14 protein-coding genes and 3 rRNA genes are annotated in these 20,700 nt (G+C 63.9%); all 17 read left to right on the forward strand.

The features are described 5' to 3' along the window. The first annotated feature begins 73 nt into the window (after window positions 1–73). Window positions 74–562: a flavodoxin domain-containing protein gene (locus QU663_RS05070; protein WP_021611748.1), complete on the forward strand. Its 489-nt coding sequence runs from the start codon at window positions 74–76 to the stop codon at window positions 560–562. A gap of 74 nt (window positions 563–636) precedes the next feature. Beyond that, window positions 637–1,158 (forward strand): arginine repressor, encoded by a 522-nt coding sequence (gene argR / locus QU663_RS05075; RefSeq protein WP_084437414.1) that lies wholly within the window; start codon window positions 637–639, stop codon window positions 1,156–1,158. Between the two features lie 63 nt (window positions 1,159–1,221). Beyond that, window positions 1,222–2,442, forward strand: coding sequence for an argininosuccinate synthase (locus tag QU663_RS05080; RefSeq protein ID WP_009057789.1), 1,221 nt, complete (start codon window positions 1,222–1,224; stop codon window positions 2,440–2,442). Between the two features lie 98 nt (window positions 2,443–2,540). Next, window positions 2,541–3,899 (forward strand): O-antigen ligase, encoded by a 1,359-nt coding sequence (locus tag QU663_RS05085; protein WP_021611746.1) that lies wholly within the window; start codon window positions 2,541–2,543, stop codon window positions 3,897–3,899. Between the two features lie 41 nt (window positions 3,900–3,940). Continuing rightward, window positions 3,941–5,368 (forward strand): argininosuccinate lyase, encoded by a 1,428-nt coding sequence (gene argH, locus QU663_RS05090; RefSeq protein WP_021611745.1) that lies wholly within the window; start codon window positions 3,941–3,943, stop codon window positions 5,366–5,368. Window positions 5,369–5,439: 71 nt separating this feature from the next. Next, complete coding sequence (gene tyrS / locus QU663_RS05095) at window positions 5,440–6,702, forward strand: tyrosine--tRNA ligase (protein ID WP_021611744.1); 1,263 nt, start codon at window positions 5,440–5,442, stop codon at window positions 6,700–6,702. A 356-nt stretch (window positions 6,703–7,058) separates the two neighbouring features. Continuing rightward, window positions 7,059–8,601, forward strand: a 16S ribosomal RNA gene (locus tag QU663_RS05100). A 336-nt stretch (window positions 8,602–8,937) separates the two neighbouring features. Beyond that, window positions 8,938–12,061, forward strand: a 23S ribosomal RNA gene (locus QU663_RS05105). Between the two features lie 126 nt (window positions 12,062–12,187). After that, window positions 12,188–12,304: ribosomal RNA gene (gene rrf, locus QU663_RS05110) — 5S ribosomal RNA — on the forward strand. The 16S, 23S and 5S rRNA genes sit together here, the layout of an rRNA operon. A 238-nt stretch (window positions 12,305–12,542) precedes the next feature. Beyond that, the gene (locus QU663_RS05115; RefSeq protein WP_304990694.1) at window positions 12,543–13,289 is read left to right on the forward strand and encodes a hypothetical protein; all 747 of its coding nucleotides are present in this window, start codon (window positions 12,543–12,545) and stop codon (window positions 13,287–13,289) included. Beyond that, window positions 13,247–15,151, forward strand: coding sequence for an HAD-IIA family hydrolase (locus QU663_RS05120; protein ID WP_304990695.1), 1,905 nt, complete (start codon window positions 13,247–13,249; stop codon window positions 15,149–15,151). Before QU663_RS05115 ends, QU663_RS05120 begins: the two co-directional genes overlap by 43 nt. Then, window positions 15,151–15,339, forward strand: coding sequence for a hypothetical protein (locus QU663_RS05125; RefSeq protein ID WP_021610997.1), 189 nt, complete (start codon window positions 15,151–15,153; stop codon window positions 15,337–15,339). The genes QU663_RS05120 and QU663_RS05125 overlap by 1 nt, the downstream gene beginning before the upstream one ends. Further along, window positions 15,336–16,163: a TlyA family RNA methyltransferase gene (locus QU663_RS05130; RefSeq protein WP_021610998.1), complete on the forward strand. Its 828-nt coding sequence runs from the start codon at window positions 15,336–15,338 to the stop codon at window positions 16,161–16,163. The genes QU663_RS05125 and QU663_RS05130 overlap by 4 nt, the downstream gene beginning before the upstream one ends. Next, a complete protein-coding gene (locus QU663_RS05135; RefSeq protein WP_021610999.1) occupies window positions 16,160–16,990 on the forward strand; it encodes an NAD(+)/NADH kinase in 831 nt (276 codons plus the stop codon). Before QU663_RS05130 ends, QU663_RS05135 begins: the two co-directional genes overlap by 4 nt. Next, a complete protein-coding gene (gene recN, locus QU663_RS05140) occupies window positions 16,987–18,663 on the forward strand; it encodes a DNA repair protein RecN (protein WP_034480402.1) in 1,677 nt (558 codons plus the stop codon). Before QU663_RS05135 ends, recN begins: the two co-directional genes overlap by 4 nt. Then, window positions 18,660–19,805 (forward strand): putative cytokinetic ring protein SteA, encoded by a 1,146-nt coding sequence (gene steA / locus QU663_RS05145; RefSeq protein ID WP_021611001.1) that lies wholly within the window; start codon window positions 18,660–18,662, stop codon window positions 19,803–19,805. Before recN ends, steA begins: the two co-directional genes overlap by 4 nt. Next, complete coding sequence (locus QU663_RS05150; protein WP_021611002.1) at window positions 19,802–20,686, forward strand: copper transporter; 885 nt, start codon at window positions 19,802–19,804, stop codon at window positions 20,684–20,686. The genes steA and QU663_RS05150 overlap by 4 nt, the downstream gene beginning before the upstream one ends. Window positions 20,687–20,700 lie beyond the last annotated feature (14 nt).

A 20,700-nucleotide genomic window follows, 5' to 3' on the forward strand; every position in this document is an offset into this window, starting at 1 on the left:
CTCACGTGTGGCGCCCCACTCATTGGGGTGTCGCAGGTGCGGATTCGACCGGTCTTCGCCTTAGCATGGTCTTATGCACATTCTTGTAACTGCAGCATCAAAGCACGGGGCGACGGATGAGGTCGCCGACGCCATTGCCCGGCGTATCGAAGCGAGTGGAATCACCGTTGATCGTCTCGCGCCCGCCGACGTCACGTCGGTCTCGGGTTACGATGCCGTCGTTGTCGGATCGGCCGTGTACATCCTCCAGTGGATGCCCGAGGCACACGACTTCATGGAGCGTTTTAAGGACGAGTTGCCCGTCGGACGCGTATGGGCCTTCTCCGTCGGCATGAATGGCGTTCCCAAGCACTCCGAGCAGGACGGCACGCGCGTCGGACCGCTCCTCACCCATGTCAAGTGCCGCGAGCTGCATACCTTCCCGGGTCGGTACAAGCCCTCCCTCCTGTCCCTGCGCGAGCGTTCGGTTGCCCGCCTGGCTGGAGTTGTCGAGGGGGACTTCCGTGACTGGGAGGCTATCGACCAGTGGGCTGATGAGATCGTCGAGGCGCTGAAGGCCTGAGACTGTCAGAACGTGAGTGGGTGAGGGGTGCCCCTCACCCACTTGCGCACATATATGCATATGCATGTATAATCATGCATATGAGTTCAGCAGCAGCGTTCCCCAGCACCAAGAGTGCCAGGCACGAAATGATCCGCAACCTCCTGGCCTCCGAGTCCATCGGTAGCCAGGAAGCGCTGCGCTCACGCCTTGCTCAGCGGGGCATCGACGTCACCCAGACGACGCTGTCGCGCGACCTCATGGACCTGCGGGCCACCAAGGTGCGCAACGCATCCGGCACCCTCATCTACACCGTGCCCGACCACGACGGGGGAGCGACCCACGACGGCGAAGCCGCCAACGTCCGCCTCGCGCGCTGGTGCCAGCTCCTCCTCGTCACCTCCGTCAAAGTCGGCAACCAGCTCGTTCTACGCACCCAGGTCGGGGCGGCCAATCTCCTTGCCTCCTCGATCGACTCCGTGCGCCGAGAGGAAATCGCCGGCACCATCGCCGGCGACGACACGATCCTCGTGATCTGCCGCTCCGAGGAGGATGCTGTCGGCGTCGAACGCATGCTTCTCGCCCTCGCAGAGCCCGGCGCTCTGCCCGAAAACTAGCCACGGCCTCGTCCCAACGAGCCGCGATACGACCCAACGAAACCCCCAGTGGAAGGAACCCCCATGTCGAGCACAGACCGCGTCGTCCTGGCCTACTCAGGCGGCCTGGACACCTCCGTCGCCATCGGATGGATCGGCGAGCAGACCGGCCGCGAGGTCGTCGCCGTCGCCGTCGATGTCGGCCAGGGAGGCGAAGACCTCGAGGTCATTCGTCAGCGCGCTCTCGACTGTGGTGCCGTCGAAGCCTACGTCGCCGACGCTCGCGACGAATTCGCAAACGAGTACTGCATGCCCGCGCTGAAGGCCAACGCCCTCTACGAAGGCAAGTACCCCCTCGTCTCCGCCCTCTCGCGCCCCGTCATCACCAAGCACCTGGTCAAGGCAGCGCGCGAATTCGGTGCCACGACCGTCGCCCACGGCTGCACCGGCAAGGGCAACGACCAGGTCCGTTTCGAAGTGTCCATCACCTCGATGGCCCCCGACATGGACTGCATCTCCCCGGTGCGCGACCTCGCCCTGACCCGCGACGTCGCCATCGAATACGCAGAAAAGCACAACCTGCCGATCGAAACGACGAAGCATAACCCCTTCTCGATCGACCAAAACGTGTGGGGCCGCGCCATCGAGACCGGCTTCCTCGAAGACCTGTGGAACGCCCCCACCAAGGACGTCTACGTCTACACCGACGACCCGACCTACCCGCCGCTGCCCGACGAAGTCGTCATCACCTTCGACAAGGGCATCCCCGTCGCCATCGACGGACGCCCGGTCACCCCGCTTGAGGCCATACAGGAGATGAACCGCCGCGCCGGCGCCCAGGGCATCGGCCGCATCGACATGGTCGAGGACCGCCTCGTGGGCATCAAGTCCCGCGAGATCTACGAGGCGCCCGGCGCCGTCGCCCTCATCGAGGCCCACCAGGCCCTCGAATCCATCACCCTGGAGCGCATGCAGCACCGCTACAAGCGACAGCTCGAGCAGACATGGGGCGAACTCGTCTACGAGGCCCAGTGGTACTCGCCGCTCAAGAAGTCGATGGATGCTTTCATCGAGCACACCCAGGAATACGTGTCCGGCGAGATCCGCATGATCCTTCACGGCGGACGCGCGACCGTCAACGGGCGCCGCTCGGAGTCCTCCCTCTACGACTTCAACCTGGCGACCTACGAGACGGGCGACACCTTCGACCAGTCGTCCTCGCGCGGATTCATCGACATTTACGGCCTGCAGTCCAAGCTCGCGGCCGCACGCGACGTGCGCTTCGGCGTCAATATGGGGTACTGAGTACTCGCTGAGTGTTCTCTCACAGGGAATGTTTCAGTTGGGTTTCAAGAGGTGGGAGCGTCGGCGACGGCGCTCCCACCTCGCCTACTGTGTCGTGTATGACGTTCCAAGACAGTGTGCCGATCGGAGGGGCCGCGGCCACCGATCAGGATGAGACCCTGCGTGAGCGCATGATGCGCTACACAGTCGCTGGCATGTTTTTCGTCGGCTTCGCCGGGAAGGGCGTGCGTGGGATATTCGGAGACATCGGCTCCCTCGTGCCCATGCTCATCCTTCTCGTGGCCTTCGTGGTGCTGTTCCGCAGCTCCGGGCGGTCCCTGCTGTTGCGCCGCTTCCCGACGACGATCAGCCTGTTCGTGCTCTGGTGCGGGCTCACCTGTTTCTGGTCGGTTGACCCCATGACGAGCGCGCAGTTCTGGGTTCTTCAGTGCGCGCTGACGCTGGTCTCGATCGCCGTCGCGGTCGCGCTGCCGTTGACGGCGCTTGTGGAGTCCCTGATCCTGTCGTTCCAGTGGATCATCGGGTCCTCGTTCATTCTCGAGGTCCTGGTCGGCTTGTTCGGCCGAGGTCCCCTGGCCCCGCCGACCATGTGGGGAAGGGGACTGCTGCCAGCGTCCTCCTATTGGGTCGACGGCCTGATCTTTCACGGAGGCCCCATCCAGGGCTTCCCCGGCAATCGCAACCCATTGGCCTTCGTTGCGCTGCTCCTCGCGATCTGCCTGGTCCTGCGCTACATGCAGACCCGCCGCGCCCTGCCCTCCACTCTCGCGTGGCTGGCCGCATGCGCAGCCGTGTTCCTGCTGACCCAGTCGGCGACGGTCTCCCTGTCCACCGCGGGATGCTTCATCGTGATCGCCGCTCTGGTCGTCCAGCGGCGTGTGCCCGTGCGCTTGAGACTGCGCGTCGTCGGTATTTTCGCCGCCGTGGGCATACTCGCGGCGATCGGCGCGTTCTTCGCGCGCCACGCGATCGCGGACGCCTTCGGGCGCAGCCCGGACATGAGCGGGCGCTCCGTCATCTGGCACGCCGTCGAGCCCTTGGTGAGGCAGCGGCCGATCGGCGGCTGGGGCTGGTTCATCGGCTGGCCGACATGGATGGAGCCTTTCGCTTCCCTCGTGATCCGCCCGGACGGGACCCCCACCAACCAGGCTCACAACGTCTACGTGGAGGCCGCGTTGACGACCGGCTTCGTCGGCGCATTTCTGGTCACGGCCGCGATCGTGTGGACGCTCTTGCGGGTCGTCAAGGTCGCGGTGGCCCATATCGACGATAACCTCTGGGACGTGGTCCCCGCCGTCCTCATGATCGCGATGTTCATCCAGTCCTTCACCGAATCGAGGATGCTCTTCGAGGGCAACTGGATGCTCGTTGTCATCATCGCCACCTGGGTCAAGGTGCGCGGTGAGGTGCCCGTCGTGTGGCCGTCGGCGGCCCGCCAGCACCTCGAATACTCTTAAGCCATAGCTTCGTTCCCGCCACCGACCTTGGGAGGTCAACCATGTCGCAGTCCGACAAGCACGTGTCCCTGTGGGGAGGCCGCTTCGCCGGAGGCCCGTCGCAGGCCCTCGCGGCGCTGAGCGTCTCAACCCATTTTGATTTCCGCCTGGCTCACGTCGACATCGCGGGATCACACGCGCACGCCGACGAGCTGCACCGCGTCGGCCTGCTCACCGACCAGGAGTGCGAGGACATGCATGCGGCGCTCGCCCGCCTCGACGCCGACGTCGCCTCCGGCGCTTTCGTACCCAGCCCCGACGATGAGGACGTGCACACCGCCCTCGAGCGTGGACTCATCGAGCGTGCAGGCGCGACCCTCGGTGGCAAGCTCCGCGCGGGGCGCTCGCGTAACGACCAGATCGCGACTCTCATTCGCCTTTACCTGCGCCAGGAGGCACGCCACTTGGCCGGGCGCGTCCTCGATATCGCCGAGGCCCTCATCGGCCAGGCCAGCCGCGCGGGGGACGCCGTCATGCCCGGTCGCACCCATATGCAGCACGCCCAGCCCGTCCTTGTCGCGCACCACCTGCTCGCCCACGTCTGGCCGCTGGTGCGCGACGTGGCGCGCCTTGGTGACTGGGACAAGAGAGCCGCCATCTCGCCCTACGGTTCGGGCGCGCTCGCCGGCAACACCCTCGGCATGGATCCGCGCCGTATCGCCACGGCCCTTGGATTCACCGACTCCGTCGAAAACTCGATCGACGGGACCGCCGCCCGCGACGTCGTCGCCGAGTTCTCCTTCATCTGCGCCCAGATCGGCATCGACATCTCCCGACTGTCCGAGGAGATCGTCATCTGGAACACGAAGGAGTTCGGCTACGTCACCCTCGACGACTCCTACTCGACCGGGTCCTCGATCATGCCGCAGAAGAAGAACCCGGACGTCGCCGAGCTTGCGCGCGGCAAGGCCGGACGACTCATCGGCGACCTCACTGGCCTCCTCGCCGTCCTCAAGGCTCTTCCTCTCGCCTACGACCGTGACCTCCAGGAGGACAAGGAGCCGGTCTTCGACCAGATCGACACCCTCGATGTTCTGTGCCCCGCCGTCGCCGGCATGATCGACACCATGACGATCCACCTCGAGCGCCTCGCTGAACTCGCCCCGCAGGGCTTCTCGCTGGCGACCGACATCGCCGAATGGCTCGTCAAGCGCGGGGTTCCCTTCCGCGACGCCCACGAAATCTCGGGCGCCTGCGTGCGCCTGGCCGAGGCGAGGGGAGTGGAGCTCGCCGATCTGACGGACGCGGAGCTCGCCCAGGCCTCGTCCCACCTCGACCCGGAGGTTCGTTCCGTCCTCACCGTCGAGGGATCGGTCGGAGCACGCCTCGGCCGAGGTGGTACCGCACCCGTGCGCGTCGCCGAACAGCTCGACGAGGCCCGGGCCGGACTCGCTCACGCCCGTCAGTGGGCGGACACCGCGCTGCGCTAACGCCCGGCGCCGCCGAGCCGATACACTACAAGAACAACAATCCGTCGAATCCGCAAGGAAGGACAAGTTTCGTGACAGACATTCTGGACGAATTGCAGTGGCGTGGGCTGCTCGCGCAGCACACCGACCTCGAGGCGCTTCGCGCGCACCTGGCCGCCGGACCTGTCACCTTCTATTGCGGCTACGATCCGACCGCGCCCTCCCTGCATCACGGTCACCTCGTTCAGCTCATCGTCATGCGCCACCTCCAGCTCGCCGGGCACCGCCCCCTCGCGCTCGTTGGCGGCGCCACCGGGCAGATCGGCGACCCCCGCCAGAGCGGCGAGCGTCAGCTCCAGTCGACCGAGGTCGTCAAGGGATGGGCGGATCGTCTTCGCGCCCAGATCTCGCGGTTCCTCGACTTTGAGGGGCCGGCGGCCGCGCGCATGGTGAACAACCTGGACTGGACCCAGGAGATGAGCGCCATCGACCTGCTGCGCACCATCGGCAAGTACTTCCGCGTGGGCACGATGCTCAACAAGGACATCGTCGCGCGCCGCATCGCCTCCGACGAGGGCATCTCCTACACGGAGTTCTCCTACCAGGTTCTCCAGGCCAACGACTTCCTCGAGCTGTACCGTCGCCATGGCTGCACCCTCGAGACCGGCGGGAACGACCAGTGGGGCAACATGGTGGGCGGCGTCGACCTGATCCGCAAGGTCGAGGGCGTCGACACGCACGTGATGACCACGCCGATCATTACCAAGGCCGACGGCACGAAGTTCGGCAAGTCCGAGGGCGGTGCCATCTGGCTCGACCCTGAGATGATGACTCCCTACGCTTTCTACCAGTTCTGGCTGCAGGTCGCGGATGAGGATGTCGTGCGCTTCCTGAAGATCTTTACCTTCAAGTCTCGAGAAGAGATTGAAGCGCTGGCTGCCGAGGTCGCCGAGCGTCCCCACCAGCGCGCAGCGCAGAAGGCACTGGCCGCCTCCGTGACTGAGCTTGTCCACGGGGCTGATCAGCTCGCCCGTGTCCTCGCCGCAACGGATGCCCTGTGGGGTGGCGGCGATATCCGCGACCTGGACGAGGCCACCCTGGCCGCCGCGACCGCCGACCTTCCGCGCGCCTCGCTCACTCTCGGCGAATCCACCGTGGCCGACGCTCTCGTCGCCCTCGGTTTCGAGAAGGGCAAGACGGCTGCCCGTCGCACGATCTCCTCCGGCGGTGCGTCCATCAACAACGTCAAGGTCACCGACCCCGAGGCGATCCTCCGCCAGGAGGACGTCCTCGCAGGTGGACTGGCTCTCATTCGTAAGGGGCGCAAGAACCTTGCCGTGCTTGAGCTGAGCTGATTCTTTCTGAGAAGGGGGCGTTCGATGGCGATCGGACGGCCCCTTTTCGTTGTGTTTGGTGGGTTTGTGGGTTGTGTGTTGGGGGTCACGTTGTTTTGGGTTGACTTTTGTGTGGGGGGTGAGTAGATTATTCACCTGTCGCCGCGAGCTTGTGAGTGAGTTTGTGGTGGTGGTTCACTGCTTGGGTGGCTGGGTTTTGGCCTGGTTGTTTGGGTGTGTGGGTGTTGTTTGTGAACTCGATAGTGTGTTTGTTTGTTTTGTTTATGCCTGTTTTTTGTTTTTGAGTGTTTTTGGTTGGGATTGCTGGCCGGGCTTTGTGTTTGGTTGGTTTTTCTGGGCTTTAACGTTTTTGTTTTTGTTCGGAGAGTTTGATCCTGGCTCAGGACGAACGCTGGCGGCGTGCTTAACACATGCAAGTCGAACGCTGAAGACCTGGCTTTTGTTGGGTTGGATGAGTGGCGAACGGGTGAGTAACACGTGAGTAACCTGCCCCCTTCTTTGGGATAACGCCCGGAAACGGGTGCTAATACTGGATATTCACTGGCCTTCGCATGGGGGTTGGTGGAAAGGTTTTTTCTGGTGGGGGATGGGCTCGCGGCCTATCAGCTTGTTGGTGGGGTGATGGCCTACCAAGGCTTTGACGGGTAGCCGGCCTGAGAGGGTGACCGGTCACATTGGGACTGAGATACGGCCCAGACTCCTACGGGAGGCAGCAGTGGGGAATATTGCACAATGGGCGAAAGCCTGATGCAGCGACGCCGCGTGAGGGATGGAGGCCTTCGGGTTGTAAACCTCTTTCGCTCATGGTCAAGCCGCAACTTGGGTTGTGGTGAGGGTAGTGGGTAAAGAAGCGCCGGCTAACTACGTGCCAGCAGCCGCGGTAATACGTAGGGCGCGAGCGTTGTCCGGAATTATTGGGCGTAAAGGGCTTGTAGGCGGTTGGTCGCGTCTGCCGTGAAATCCTCTGGCTTAACTGGGGGCGTGCGGTGGGTACGGGCTGACTTGAGTGCGGTAGGGGAGACTGGAACTCCTGGTGTAGCGGTGGAATGCGCAGATATCAGGAAGAACACCGGTGGCGAAGGCGGGTCTCTGGGCCGTTACTGACGCTGAGGAGCGAAAGCGTGGGGAGCGAACAGGATTAGATACCCTGGTAGTCCACGCTGTAAACGTTGGGCACTAGGTGTGGGGGCCACCCGTGGTTTCTGCGCCGTAGCTAACGCTTTAAGTGCCCCGCCTGGGGAGTACGGCCGCAAGGCTAAAACTCAAAGGAATTGACGGGGGCCCGCACAAGCGGCGGAGCATGCGGATTAATTCGATGCAACGCGAAGAACCTTACCAAGGCTTGACATGCACGGCGGCACTGCAGAGATGTGGTGGCATTTAGTTGGTCGTGTGCAGGTGGTGCATGGTTGTCGTCAGCTCGTGTCGTGAGATGTTGGGTTAAGTCCCGCAACGAGCGCAACCCTTGCCCTATGTTGCCAGCACGTGATGGTGGGGACTCGTGGGGGACTGCCGGGGTTAACTCGGAGGAAGGTGGGGATGACGTCAAATCATCATGCCCCTTATGTCTTGGGCTTCACGCATGCTACAATGGTTGGTACAGAGGGTTGCGATACTGTGAGGTGGAGCGAATCCCTTAAAGCCAGTCTCAGTTCGGATTGGGGTCTGCAACTCGACCCCATGAAGGTGGAGTCGCTAGTAATCGCAGATCAGCAACGCTGCGGTGAATACGTTCTCGGGCCTTGTACACACCGCCCGTCACGTCACGAAAGTTGGTAACACCCGAAGCCCATGGCCTAACCACGTTGGTGGGGGGAGTGGTCGAAGGTGGGATTGGCGATTGGGACGAAGTCGTAACAAGGTAGCCGTACCGGAAGGTGCGGCTGGATCACCTCCTTTCTAGGGAGCCCAGTTTTGTGGGGAACAGTTAGTGTGTCTGCCCGTTGTGGTGGGTGTTCTGGTTGTTTTCTTGTGCCTGCATGTGTTTACTGCCCCGGTAGTGGGGTGGTGGGTGTGGGTGCGTTTTTGGGTTGGGCATAAGCGTTTGATAGCAGATGAGTACACTGTCGGGTTCACGTTCAACACCGTGTGAGCGTCTACTGCCTTGGTGGGTGGTGGTTGCCTGCGCAGCCGGCCGGTGGCCTGTGTGTTGTTGGTGTGGGTTGTGTGTGGTGGGTTGTTTGTGATTTGTATAGTGGTTGCGAGCATATTTGTTCTGTACTGTTTTTTGTGTTTTGTTTAGTTTTGTTGGGCATTCGGTGGATGCCTTGGCATCAAGAGCTGATGAAGGACGTTGCGGCCTGCGATATGCCTCGGGGAGCTGGCGAGCGAGCGTTATTATCCGAGGGTGTCCGAATGGGGGAACCTAACCTGGGTTGTGCTGGGTTACCATCATCTGAACGTGTATAGGGTGGTGGGGGGAACGCGGGGAAGTGAAACATCTCAGTACCCGTAGGAGAAGATATTCCGTGAGTAGTGGCGAGCGAAAGCGGAGGAGGCTAAACCAGATGCGTGTGATAGGCGGCGGCCGTTGCGTGTTTGGTGTTGTGGGGCCATGTTGGATCCTTCTGCCGGGGGGTCGCACCGCGTGTTGTTGGGAGTTGAACAGTCTGGGATGGCTGACCGTAGAGCGTGATAGTCGTGTAGGTGGACCGGTGGTGTGTGGTGTGGATGTGGTGCCCGAGTAGTGCGGGACTCGTGAAATCTCGTGTGAATCTGCCAAGACCACTTGGTAAGCCTAAATACTACTTGATGACCGATAGTGCATAGTACCGTGAGGGAATGGTGAAAAGTACCCCGGGAGGGGAGTGAAATAGTACCTGAAACCGTGTGCCTGTAAGCCGTCAGAGCCTTGTGGGGTGATGGCGTGCCTTTTGAAGAATGAGCCTGCGAGTTAGTGATACGTGGCGTGCTTAACCCGTGTGGGGTATGCGTAGCGAAAGCGAGTCTGAAAGATGGCGTTTGTCGCGTGTTCTAGACCCGAAGCGGGGTGATCTACCCATGGTCAGGTTGAAGCAGAGGTAAGACTGTGTGGAGGACCGAACCCACCAGGGTTGAAAACCTGGGGGATGAACTGTGGGTAGGGGTGAAAGGCCAATCAAACTCCGTGATAGCTGGTTCTCCCCGAAATGCATTTAGGTGCAGCGTTGCGTGGTCCCTGGTGGAGGTAGAGCTACTGGATGGCCGATGGGCCCTGTGGGTTACTGACGTCAGCCAAACTCCGAATGCCATTAGGTGTAGCGTGGCAGTGAGACTGCGGGGGATAAGCTTCGTAGTCGAGAGGGAAACAGCCCAGATCATCAGCTAAGGCCCCTAAGCGTGCGCTAAGTGGGAAAGGATGTGGAGTCGCGGTGACAACCAGGAGGTTGGCTTAGAAGCAGCCATCCTTGAAAGAGTGCGTAATAGCTCACTGGTCAAGTGGTTCTGCGCCGACAATGTAGCGGGGCTCAAGCGTACCGCCGAAGCTGTGGCAGCAACACGCGTGCTGGCGCCAGGAACTGGATTGTTGGTGTGTTGTTGGGTAGGGGAGCGTCCTGCATGAGGTGAAGCCTGGAGGTGACTTCTGGTGGATTGTGTGGGAGTGAGAATGCAGGCATGAGTAACGAATCTGCGGTGAGAATCCGCAGCGCCGATTGACTAAGGGTTCCAGGGCTAGGTTTATCCGCCCTGGGTTAGTCGGGTCCTAAGGCGAGGCCGACAGGCGTAGTCGATGGACAACCAGTTGATATTCTGGTACCGCGTTGTGACCGTCCATGCTGAAGTCATTGTGCTAACCAATTTGCTCACACCACCACGTAACCTTCGGGTTTGTTGGTGTGTGTGGGTCTTGGGGTCCCGGTGATTGTAGGCAAGCGTGTTAACAGGGGTGACGCAGACAGGTAGCTGCAGTGCGCCGATGGTTGTGCGTATTTAAGGTTGTGGCCCGTCCCTCAGGTAAATCCGGGGGGCATGAAGGGTGAGAACTGATGAGGGTGACACGATAGTGTTGTCTTGTGGTGATCCTATGCTGCCGAGAAAAGCCTCGACGTGAGGGCATGACGCGCCCGTACCCTAAACCGACTCAGGTGGTCAGGTAGAGTATACCGAGGCGTTCGAGTGAATCGTGGTTAAGGAACTCGGCAAAATTCCTCCGTAACTTCGGGATAAGGAGGACCCCGTGACTTCCCCGCGCCAAGCGCGTGGGTGGGGTTGTGGGGTCGCAGAGAATAGGGAGAAGCGACTGTTTATCAAAAACACAGGTGCGTGCGAAGCCGTAAGGCGATGTATACGCACTGACGCCTGCCCGGTGCTGGAAGGTTAAGAGGAACTGTTAACACTCCTTCGGGGTGTGAAGCGGTGAATTTAAGCCCCAGTAAACGGCGGTGGTAACTATAACCATCCTAAGGTAGCGAAATTCCTTGTCGGGTAAGTTCCGACCTGCACGAATGGCGTAACGACTTCTCCGCTGTCTCAACCGCGAACTCGGTGAAATTGCAGTACGAGTAAAGATGCTCGTTTCGCGCAGAAGGACGGAAAGACCCCGGGACCTTTACTATAGCTTGGTATTGGTGTTCGCTTGGACTTGTGTAGGATAGGTGGGAGACTGTGAAGCTGCCGCGCCAGCGGTGGTGGAGTCGTCGTTGAAATACCATTCTGGTTCAAGCGGTCACCTCAACCTTGGCCCGTGATCCGGGTTGGGGACAGTGCCTGGTGGGTAGTTTAACTGGGGCGGTTGCCTCCTAAAATGTAACGGAGGCGCTCAAAGGTTCCCTCAGCCTGGTTGGTAATCAGGTGGCGAGTGCAAGTGTACAAGGGAGCTTGACTGTGAGACCGACGGGTCGAGCAGGTGCGAAAGCAGGAACTAGTGATCCGGCCATGGCACGTGGGTGCGTGGTCGCTCAACGGATAAAAGGTACCCCGGGGATAACAGGCTGATCTTGCCCAAGAGTCCATATCGACGGCATGGTTTGGCACCTCGATGTCGGCTCGTCGCATCCTGGGGCTGGAGTTGGTCCCAAGGGTTGGGCTGTTCGCCCATTAAAGCGGTACGCGAGCTGGGTTCAGAACGTCGTGAGACAGTTCGGTCCCTATCCTCTGTGCGCGTAGGAAATTTGAGAAGGGCCGTCCCTAGTACGAGAGGACCGGGATGGACGAACCTCTGGTGTGCCAGTTGTACCGCCAGGTGCATGGCTGGTTGGCTACGTTCGGAAGGGATAACCGCTGAAAGCATCTAAGCGGGAAGCCTGCTTCAAGATGAGGTTTCCGCGCCCCCCTGTGGGGTGAGAGGCCCCCGCTAGACTAGCGGGTTGATAGGCCAGAGGTGGAAGCACCGCGAGGTGCTCGTGAGCCGACTGGTACTAATGGGCCAACACTAAACAACACCCACACAATACGTGCGGGTAACAAGAACAACGGACAACAACACTGCCGCAACCACTATACAAATCACGATCAACCCACACCCCCCAAACACACAGCCGGGGGGGACAGTGTTGAACACCAGTCTTGTGGTGGTCATAGCACCGGGGAAACGCCCAGCAACATTTCGAACCTGGAAGCTAAGCCCGGCAGCGCCAATGGTACTGCAACCGACAGGTTGTGGGAGAGTAGGACACCGCCACAACACAACCAAATGGGAGGGACGGCACGCCACACGGCGTGCCGTCCCTCTCCTTTCACACCCCCACCACCCCCACCACACCAAACCTCGTCTAAGATTGGGTGGTTGAACGCGCTTCGTGCGCACCACAGACAAGAGCGCGAGCGAGCGCAGGAATAGAGGTTTAGCACCATGGCAGAAGAGACTCAAGGACGCGGCGGATTCGGCCGTGGTGACTACTCGAAGCGTTCGCCCCAGTGGCGTGAACGCGCCGATCGCGGTGGCTATCAGCGTCGCGATGAGCGCCGGGGCGGTTATGACCGCGGCACGGATCGAGACTTCCAACGTCGAGATGGTGAGCGCCGTGACTTCGGCGGTCGCGACGACGCTCGCGGTGATCGTGGTTTCCAGCGTCGTGATGACCGCCGCGGAGGTTACGACCGTCGTGAGGGGGACCGTGGTTTCCAGCGTCGTGATGACCGCCGCGGTGGTTTCGAGGATCGCGGTGAGCGTGGCGGCTTCCGTCGTGATGATCGTCGTGGTGGTTTCCGTGATGATCGTCGTGGTGGTTTCCGTGATGATCGTCGTGGTGGTTTCCGTGATGATCGTCGTGGTGGTTTCCGTGATGATCGTCGTGATGGCGACCGTGGCGGTTTCCAGCGTCGTGATGATCGTCGCGGTGGTTTCGAGGATCGCGGTGAGCGTGGCGGCTTCCGTCGTGATGATCGTCGTGGTGGTTTCCGTGATGATCGTCGTGATGGCGACCGTGGCGGTTTCCAGCGTCGTGACAACGATCGTCGTGACTTCGGTTCGCGTGATGATCGTCGCGGGGATCGTGGGGGTTACCAGCGTCGTGACGACCGCCGTGGTGGTTTCCGTGATGATCGTCGTGACGGTCGCGGTCCTCGCGGCAACGACCGCCGCAAGGACGCAAACTACCAGAGCTACTCCTCGACTGAGGAATACGTGTCCCCCAACGGCAACGAGCCGACCATTCCTGCTGGCGTGAGCGCTCAGGAGCTCGACGCTGACGCCGCGCGCGCCCTGACCACCCTGTCGGGCCCCAACCGCGACATCGTTGCACGCCACCTCGTCATGGCCGGCCAGCTTATCGACCTCGACCCCGAGGCCGCCTACCAGCACGCGCAGGCTGCGGTTAGTCGCGCCGGACGCGTCGACGTGGTTCGTGAGGCCGCGGCCCTGACCGCCTACGCGTCGGGCCGCTACGAGGAAGCCCTGCGTGAGGTTCGCGCCGTTCGCCGCATGCGCGGTGACGAGTCGCTGCGCGCCGTGGAAGCGGACGCTGAGCGCGGGCTCGGCCACCCCGACAAGGCGGTGGAGATCATCGACGCGACCGACTCGTCGTCTCTGGATCTCGCCGAGCAGGTCGAGCTCGTGCTCGTTTCTTCTGGCGCCCGCGCTGACCTCGGCCAGCCCGACGTCGGCCTCGTGATCGTCGACGACGCGCTGGCGGTGCTGCCCGCGTCCGCTGACGACGAGCTGCGCCGCCGCCTCATGGCGGTCAAGGCTGAGCGCCTGACCGAGCTCGGTCGCACCGAGGAAGCGGAGGAGGTCATCGCAGCGATGCCTGCCGAGGCCGAGGACACCGACATCATTGATATTGCCCTGTACCAGGATGCCGACGTCGACAATAAGCGTTCGCCGCTGCGCGGTTCCGAGAGCGCCTTGGCCGAGGACTTTGACTGTGCTCTCCTCGACCTGGACGGTACCGCCTGGTCCGGCGACGAGCGCATCGAACACGCGGCTTCCTCCGTCATCGAGGCGCGCACGATGGGCATGGCCTCCGCGTTTGTGACGAACAACGCGATGCGTACCCCGCAGCAGGTCGCGGACAAGCTCAACGGCATGGACTTCGAGGCGACCCCCGAGATGATTATGACCTCGGCGATGGATATTGCCGCGATCATGGCGGAGGAACTCGAAGAGGGCGCTAAGGTCTTCGTGCTCGGCGGACCCGGCCTGCGCCTCGCTCTCGAGGAACGGGGCTTCGAGCTGGTCGACAGTGCCGACGACGAGCCTGCCGCCGTCGTCCAGGGACTCGACAAGGAGGTCAACTGGACCCTCCTGTCCGAGGGGGCATTCGCCATCGAACGCGGTGCAGCCTTCTACGCCTCCAACCTTGATGCGACCCTGCCCGTTGAGCGCGGTCAGGCTCTGGGCAACGGCTCGCTCGTGCGCGCGATTCAGCACGCCACCCGCAAGCGTCCCACCGCGGGAGGCAAGCCTGAGCCCGGAATCTACCGCCGCGCGAGCGAACTCGTCGGCGCCACGAACCCCGTGGCAGTGGGCGATCGCCTCGAGACCGACATCATGGGTGCCGTTGCCGCCGGCGTGCCCGCCATGCACGTCTTGACCGGCGTTCACCGTGCCCGCGAGGTCCTGCGCGCCCCGCGCGGCCAGCGTCCCGCTTACCTAGCGATCGACATGCGTGGTCTGCTCGAGTCGCACCCGGCGCCCAAGCACCACCGCGATGGCACGTGGACCTGCGGTCTGTCCCAGGTGGCCAAGGTGACGCGCGCGGGCGTGCTGACCCTTGACGACATCGAGCTCACCGACGCGGTCACGATCTCCATCGACTCCTACCGCGCACTCGCCGCGGCAGCGTGGGAGTGGGCCGACGGCTCCGGCAACCCGGTGACCTGCCCCGACATCACGGTCGTTGACAACGACGACCCGGCCGGCATCGTGACCGCCCCGGAACCGGTCGTCGACGCGGATGACGACTTCGTCGAGGGCGCCGACGCTGACGCGCTGCCGGAGCCCGGTGAGGACACCCCCGCATTCCTGCCCGGTGAGGAGGAACTCGAGGCGCTCCTGGAGTCGACGGCCGACATGGATGACGAGGCCTGATGGCCCTGAGTGAACAGACGGCGGCCCGTTTGGTCGGCTTCGATGAGCTTGGCGCGCAGATGCAAATCTCGACGCTGACGGCCATCGAAGCCGATCTGCGGCGGGCCCTGTCGACCGACGTGCCCCCGGGAACGCCAGTTTTGGGTGTGGGCGTCGGATCGCGAGAGGACGGGAGGGCTCACACGTGAAGCTGAGAAGGATTGACTCCGAGCTGGTGCGACGAGGCCTGGCGAAGTCTCGCTCGGCCGCGGCGTCCATGATCGTGGAGGGACGCGTCAAACTCGACGGCCAGGTCGTCCTCAAGCCCGCGCGCCAGATGGATCCCGCCCAGGCCATCGTCGTGGCCGCCTCCGACGACCCCGAGTATGTCTCTCGCGGCGCGCACAAGCTCGCCGGGGCCCTCGACGCCCTGGGCGATAAGGCCCCGCGCATTGAGGGACGTCGCGCCCTCGACGCGGGGGCCTCGACGGGAGGCTTCACGGACGTTTTGCTGCGCAGGGGAGCGGCCTCCGTTGTCGCAGTCGACGTGGGTTACGGCCAGCTCGCCTGGAAACTTCAGTCCGACCCGCGCGTGGAGGTTCACGATCGGACCAATGTGCGCACACTGGACCCGGCCTCGGTTGCTCCTGCCCCCGGCCTCGTCGTGGGCGACATGTCCTTCATTTCGCTGACCCTTGTCCTGCCCGCGCTGGTCGCAGCGGCCGCTCCCGACGCGGATTTCCTGCTCATGGTCAAGCCGCAGTTTGAGATCGGTAAGGAGCGCCTCGGACACGGGGGAGTGGTCCGCAATCCCGAGCACCACGTCGAAACTGTTGAGAACGTTGCGCGCTGCGCCATCGGCCTGGGGCTGGACATCGCCGCCATCGCGGCCTCCCCGCTGCCCGGCCCCTCCGGCAACGTCGAGTATTTCCTGTACATGCGCCGCGGCTACCCGGATCCGATTGACCCGCGGGAGCTGACTGACTACATTCGCGCAGCCGTCGCGCAAGGACCCGCAGGAGGTGGGGTATGACGCGTGTTCTGATGGTGCGTCACCGTCATCGCACCAACGCGGTGACTTCCGCTGTAACGCTGTCGCAGGCCCTGTCTGAGCGCGGCATCGAGGTCGTCGAGGACGCTTCGGTCGGCGACATTGACATGGTCGTGTCGATCGGCGGCGATGGCACGTTCCTGGTTGCCGCGTCGAGCGCGCGAGCCCTGGACGTGCCGCTGCTGGGCATCAACGCCGGACACATGGGATTCCTGACGGAACTCGGTGCGACAGGTACGGGCGACGTCGCTCGCAAGATCGCCCAGGGTGATTTCACGGTCGAGCGGCGTATGACGCTGGACGTCACCATGGAACGCCCCGACGGTTCGAGGGCGTCCGACTGGGCACTCAACGAGGCCGTCATTATGCACACGGATGTCGCACACCCTGTTCACTTCGCTCTCGTTGTCGATGGGCAGGAAGTGTCCACCTACGGCGCGGACGGGATGATCCTGTCGACGCCCACCGGCTCGACGGCGTATTCCTTCTCGGCTGGCGGTCCCGTCGTGTGGCCTGACACGGAGGCGATCGTCGTGGCTCCGCTGGCCGCGCACGGCCTGTTCACGCGCCCGCTCGTGGTCGGCCCCTCCGCATGCGTGGAGATCGTCGTCCTGGACGACATGTGGACTGCCCCCGAGATGTGGTGTGACGGCCTGCGGCGCATGACTGTTCCGGCGGGCAGCGTCGTTCGTGCCCGCGTTGGGTCGGCGCCCGTCCAGCTCGTGCGCGTGGACGACACGCCCTTCTCGGCGCGCCTCGTGCGCAAATTTAATCTTCCCGTGCGCGGGTGGAGGGACGGCTCGCGGTGATTGAGTCTCTCGATATTGCCAACCTGGGTGTCATCGCGTCGGCGCACGTCGATTTTGGCGGCGGCCTGATCGTTGTGACGGGCGAGACCGGCGCGGGCAAGACGATGGTCCTGTCGAGCCTGCAGCTCCTGCTGGGGGCCAGGGCTGACGCGGCGCTCGTGCGAAGCGGCGCCGATCGATTGTCGGTGGACGGTATCTTTTCTGTCGGCGATGACGTCGCTTCTCGCGTCGAGGAGGCCGGTGGCGTCGTCGAAGGGGGCGAGCTCATCGTCGGCCGGTCCGTCCGCGCGGCTGGCAGGTCGCGCGCGCACCTGGGTTCGCGCCCCGTTCCCGCATCCGCGCTCTTAGAGATCGTCGGGTCAATGGTCACAATCCACGGGCAGTCGGATCAGATTCGCTTGACCGGCGAGGCTGCCCAACGCCGCGCACTCGACCAGTTCGGCGGGGCCACTCACGCCGCGCTGCTGGAGGAGTATCGCGAGGCCTTTCGCGCGGCAGTTGACACGAAGCACCGACTCGACTCGCTGCGTGGGGATGCGAACGATCGCGCGGAGGAGCTCGAGGACCTGCGCGGTGCCCTCGCCCAGATCGACGCGCTCAACCCGCAGCCTGGCGAAGAAGAAGAGCTGGTCCGCGAGGCGTCTCGCTTGACGAACGTTGAGGACCTGCGCGCACTCATGGGGGTCTCGCTGGGCTATCTCAAGGGCGACGACCGCGGCGACTACGCGGGGGCCGTCGAGTCAGCGCGCGGCGCCTACGCGCAGCTAGACGACGCTTCTCATTTCGACGAGGCCGTGGCGGAGTTTGCCGCTCGCGCTCGCAGCCAGGCCCTCGAGCTGGACGCGCTGGCAGACGACGTGTCCGCCTACCTCTCCCGCCTCGACGCCGATCCCGAGCGCCTGGCCCAGATCCACGCCCGTCGCGCGGCCATCAAGGACGCGTTGCGTGGGCGCGCCGGTGACATCGAGTCCCTGCTGACGTGGGCAGACCTGGCGCGCGGGCGCGTCAAGGAACTATCGGCCCCGGCCTCGGATCCTGCGGTGGTCGAGCGCGAGCTCGCGCAGGCCCAGCGCCGCGTTCTTGACGTTGGCGCGCGCCTGTCGAAGGCCCGTGCCCGCCTAGCCAGCGAGCTCGCGGCCGGAGTCAACGACGAGCTGCACGCCCTGTCGATGCCCGACGCGACTCTTCGCATTGACCTGGAGGCAACGAAGCCGAGCTCTCACGGATGCGAAACGGTCGTTTTCCGGCTCCAGCCTCATCCGCACGCCCCCGCGCGCCCCCTCGGTCAGGGAGCCTCCGGCGGCGAGTTGTCCCGTGTCATGCTCGCCCTCGAGCTCATGCTGGGACGCACCGAGGCCTCGTCCACCTTTATCTTCGACGAGATCGACGCCGGCATCGGCGGTCAAACCGCGACCGAGGTGGGCGCGAGGCTGAAGAGGCTCGCGGCGAGTCGGCAGGTCATCGTCGTCACCCACCTGGCGCAGGTCGCCGCCTTCGGAGACCAACACCTCGTCATCGAGAAGCACGACGGCACGACGAACGTCAGAGAGGTCACGGGGGCGCAGCGCGAGGCGGAACTCACCCGAATGATGGGTGGCGATCCGCACTCGCAGGCGGCGCGCCGCCACGCTTCGCAGGTCTTGGCCTCCGCCGTGTCACAATCGCAGGGATGAGTGACACACGTTCAACAACAGCACACGCCCGGACGGGGCGGGTCCGTATCGACGACCGCCCCAAGCACCTGGCGACGCGCCTGGAGCGCGGCGATATCGCCGTCATTAACGTCGCGGACCTGGACAAGGAGAGCGCCGCTGCGCTCGTGGCGAACCAACCCGCCGCCGTCCTGAACGCCCAGCCTTCCCTGACGGGCCGAGTGGCCGCGATGGGTCCCAGGCTCATCCTCGACGCGCAGATTCCCCTCGTGGACGACCTCGGCCAGGACATCATGTCGTTGCGCGAGGGGCAGGAAGTGACGGTTACCGGGGGCACAGTGCTGCTCGAGGGCACCGTTATTGCGACGGGGACGCCCGTGGAGAGCGAGGACCTCGACATTGAGGTCGCTGATTCCGCGCCGCTGTTCGCCGGCTTCGAGGGCGCGATCGAGGACTACCTGGCCAAAGACGGAGCCACCGTCTTGCGAGGGCAGGACGTTCCCGAGCTCTCCGGGCTTCGCGGTCGCCCGGTCCTGCTCGTCACTGGAGCCCCGGACGCGGCCGTTCAGCTGCGTGCCCTCGCCCGTTGGCGCTCGGAGGCGGCCCCCTACGTGCTCGCCGTCGACGGGGGAGCGGACGTTGCCCTGAAGGCGCACCTGCCCCTTGACGCTGTGATCGGCGACGCTGACCTGATGAGCGAGAAGGCGATCCGCAAGGCCAGGTCCTTCATCGTGCGCGTGGGCGGCGACGGACTGGCCCCTGGCTCCGATCGCCTCGACCGCATGGGAGTCGTCTACAGTTCCGTCCCAATGGCCGGCTCCTCGCTCGACGCCGCGCTGGTCGTTGCGGCCCACTCCGATGCCCCCGCCGTCATCACGGCTGGCGTCTCCTACGGTGAAGCCGAACTCGTTGACGCAGGACGCGCCCTGGTCGCCCCCGCCTTCTTCTCGCGCCTCGCGTGCGGGTCGCGCCTCATCGGCGCGGACGCCGTCGCAGCTACGTTCCGTCCCCGCCCGCGCGGCTGGACGCTCGTGCTGCTCGCGCTCGTCGCTCTCGCACTCATGGGCGTCGCTTTGTGGTCCACCCCCTGGGGTCACGACCTCCTGTATCCGCTCACGTCCTTCTTCTCGTCGCTCATGCACCTTGCTGGAGGAACCCAATGATTAACTTCCGTTACCACGTCGTCTCGATCATCGGGATCTTCATCGCGCTGGCCGTCGGCGTCGTCCTCGGCGCCGGCCCGCTCCAGCGCAGCATTAACGCCGGCATGAACCCCTCGTCGTCGCAGGCCGCCTCCGACCCGGTCCTGAGCGCGCAGGCCGAGGCCGAGGCGGCGGGCCTGAAGGCACTGGCCTCCTCGACGCTCACCGGATCGCTGACCGGGACCTCGGTGGCGCTCGTGGTCCTGCCCGGTGCCTCCGACGACGACGTGTCCGCCATACGTTCGACCCTGACCGACGCGGGCGCCTCTGTCGTGGGACGCGTCACGCTGACGGATAACTGGCAATCGACCTCGATGAGTCAGTACCGCACGACGCTGGCCACGACGCTGGCCTCCCACCTCCAGTCGAGCGGCGCCAAGACGGCAAGTGCCGACGGCGTCGTGGGCTACTCCATCGTCCAGGTCCTGACCTCGACGGGAGCAGAGACTGACCTGCTGCGCCAGATCCTCACCGACAAGTCCACGCCGCTCATGACGATCGACGAGGATCCCGCCGGTAAGGCCACGACGCTCGTCGCCGTTGGGGCGCGCGCGCAGACCACGACGTCCACGCAGGCGTCGGTCGCGGCGAGCTCCGATGCGTGGATCGGTCTGGGCCTGGCCGTGGGTTCCACGTCCGGCGTGGTCGTGGGCGACGCATCGTCTCGCGAGGCCATGATCTCCCAGATCCGCACGTCGGGAACCGCGGTGACGACCGTCGACTCGGTGGGCACGACCCTCGCCTCCGTCGACACCGCGCTCGCGTTGTCCACCGCTTCGAGCGGTGCCCGCGCCTTTGGAGTGGGTAACGGAGCACAGTCCGTCATTCCGAGTAGCAAGTAACGCGCGTGTCGACG

The sequence above is a fragment of the Schaalia sp. HMT-172 genome, assembly GCF_030644365.1.
Classification (GTDB): Bacteria; Actinomycetota; Actinomycetes; order Actinomycetales; family Actinomycetaceae; genus Pauljensenia.

Bases quoted from the DNA above. Each gene is read 5' to 3' on its own strand.
- QU663_RS05070 (WP_021611748.1), top strand. From the start codon at position 74: ATGCACATTCTTGTAACTGCAGCATCAAAGCACGGGGCGACGGATGAG.
- argR (WP_084437414.1), top strand. From the start codon at position 637: ATGCATATGAGTTCAGCAGCAGCGTTCCCCAGCACCAAGAGTGCCAGG.
- QU663_RS05080 (WP_009057789.1), top strand. From the start codon at position 1,222: ATGTCGAGCACAGACCGCGTCGTCCTGGCCTACTCAGGCGGCCTGGAC.
- QU663_RS05085 (WP_021611746.1), top strand. From the start codon at position 2,541: ATGACGTTCCAAGACAGTGTGCCGATCGGAGGGGCCGCGGCCACCGAT.
- argH (WP_021611745.1), top strand. From the start codon at position 3,941: ATGTCGCAGTCCGACAAGCACGTGTCCCTGTGGGGAGGCCGCTTCGCC.
- QU663_RS05125 (WP_021610997.1), top strand. From the start codon at position 15,151: ATGGCCCTGAGTGAACAGACGGCGGCCCGTTTGGTCGGCTTCGATGAG.
- QU663_RS05135 (WP_021610999.1), top strand. From the start codon at position 16,160: ATGACGCGTGTTCTGATGGTGCGTCACCGTCATCGCACCAACGCGGTG.
- steA (WP_021611001.1), top strand. From the start codon at position 18,660: ATGAGTGACACACGTTCAACAACAGCACACGCCCGGACGGGGCGGGTC.
- QU663_RS05150 (WP_021611002.1), top strand. From the start codon at position 19,802: ATGATTAACTTCCGTTACCACGTCGTCTCGATCATCGGGATCTTCATC.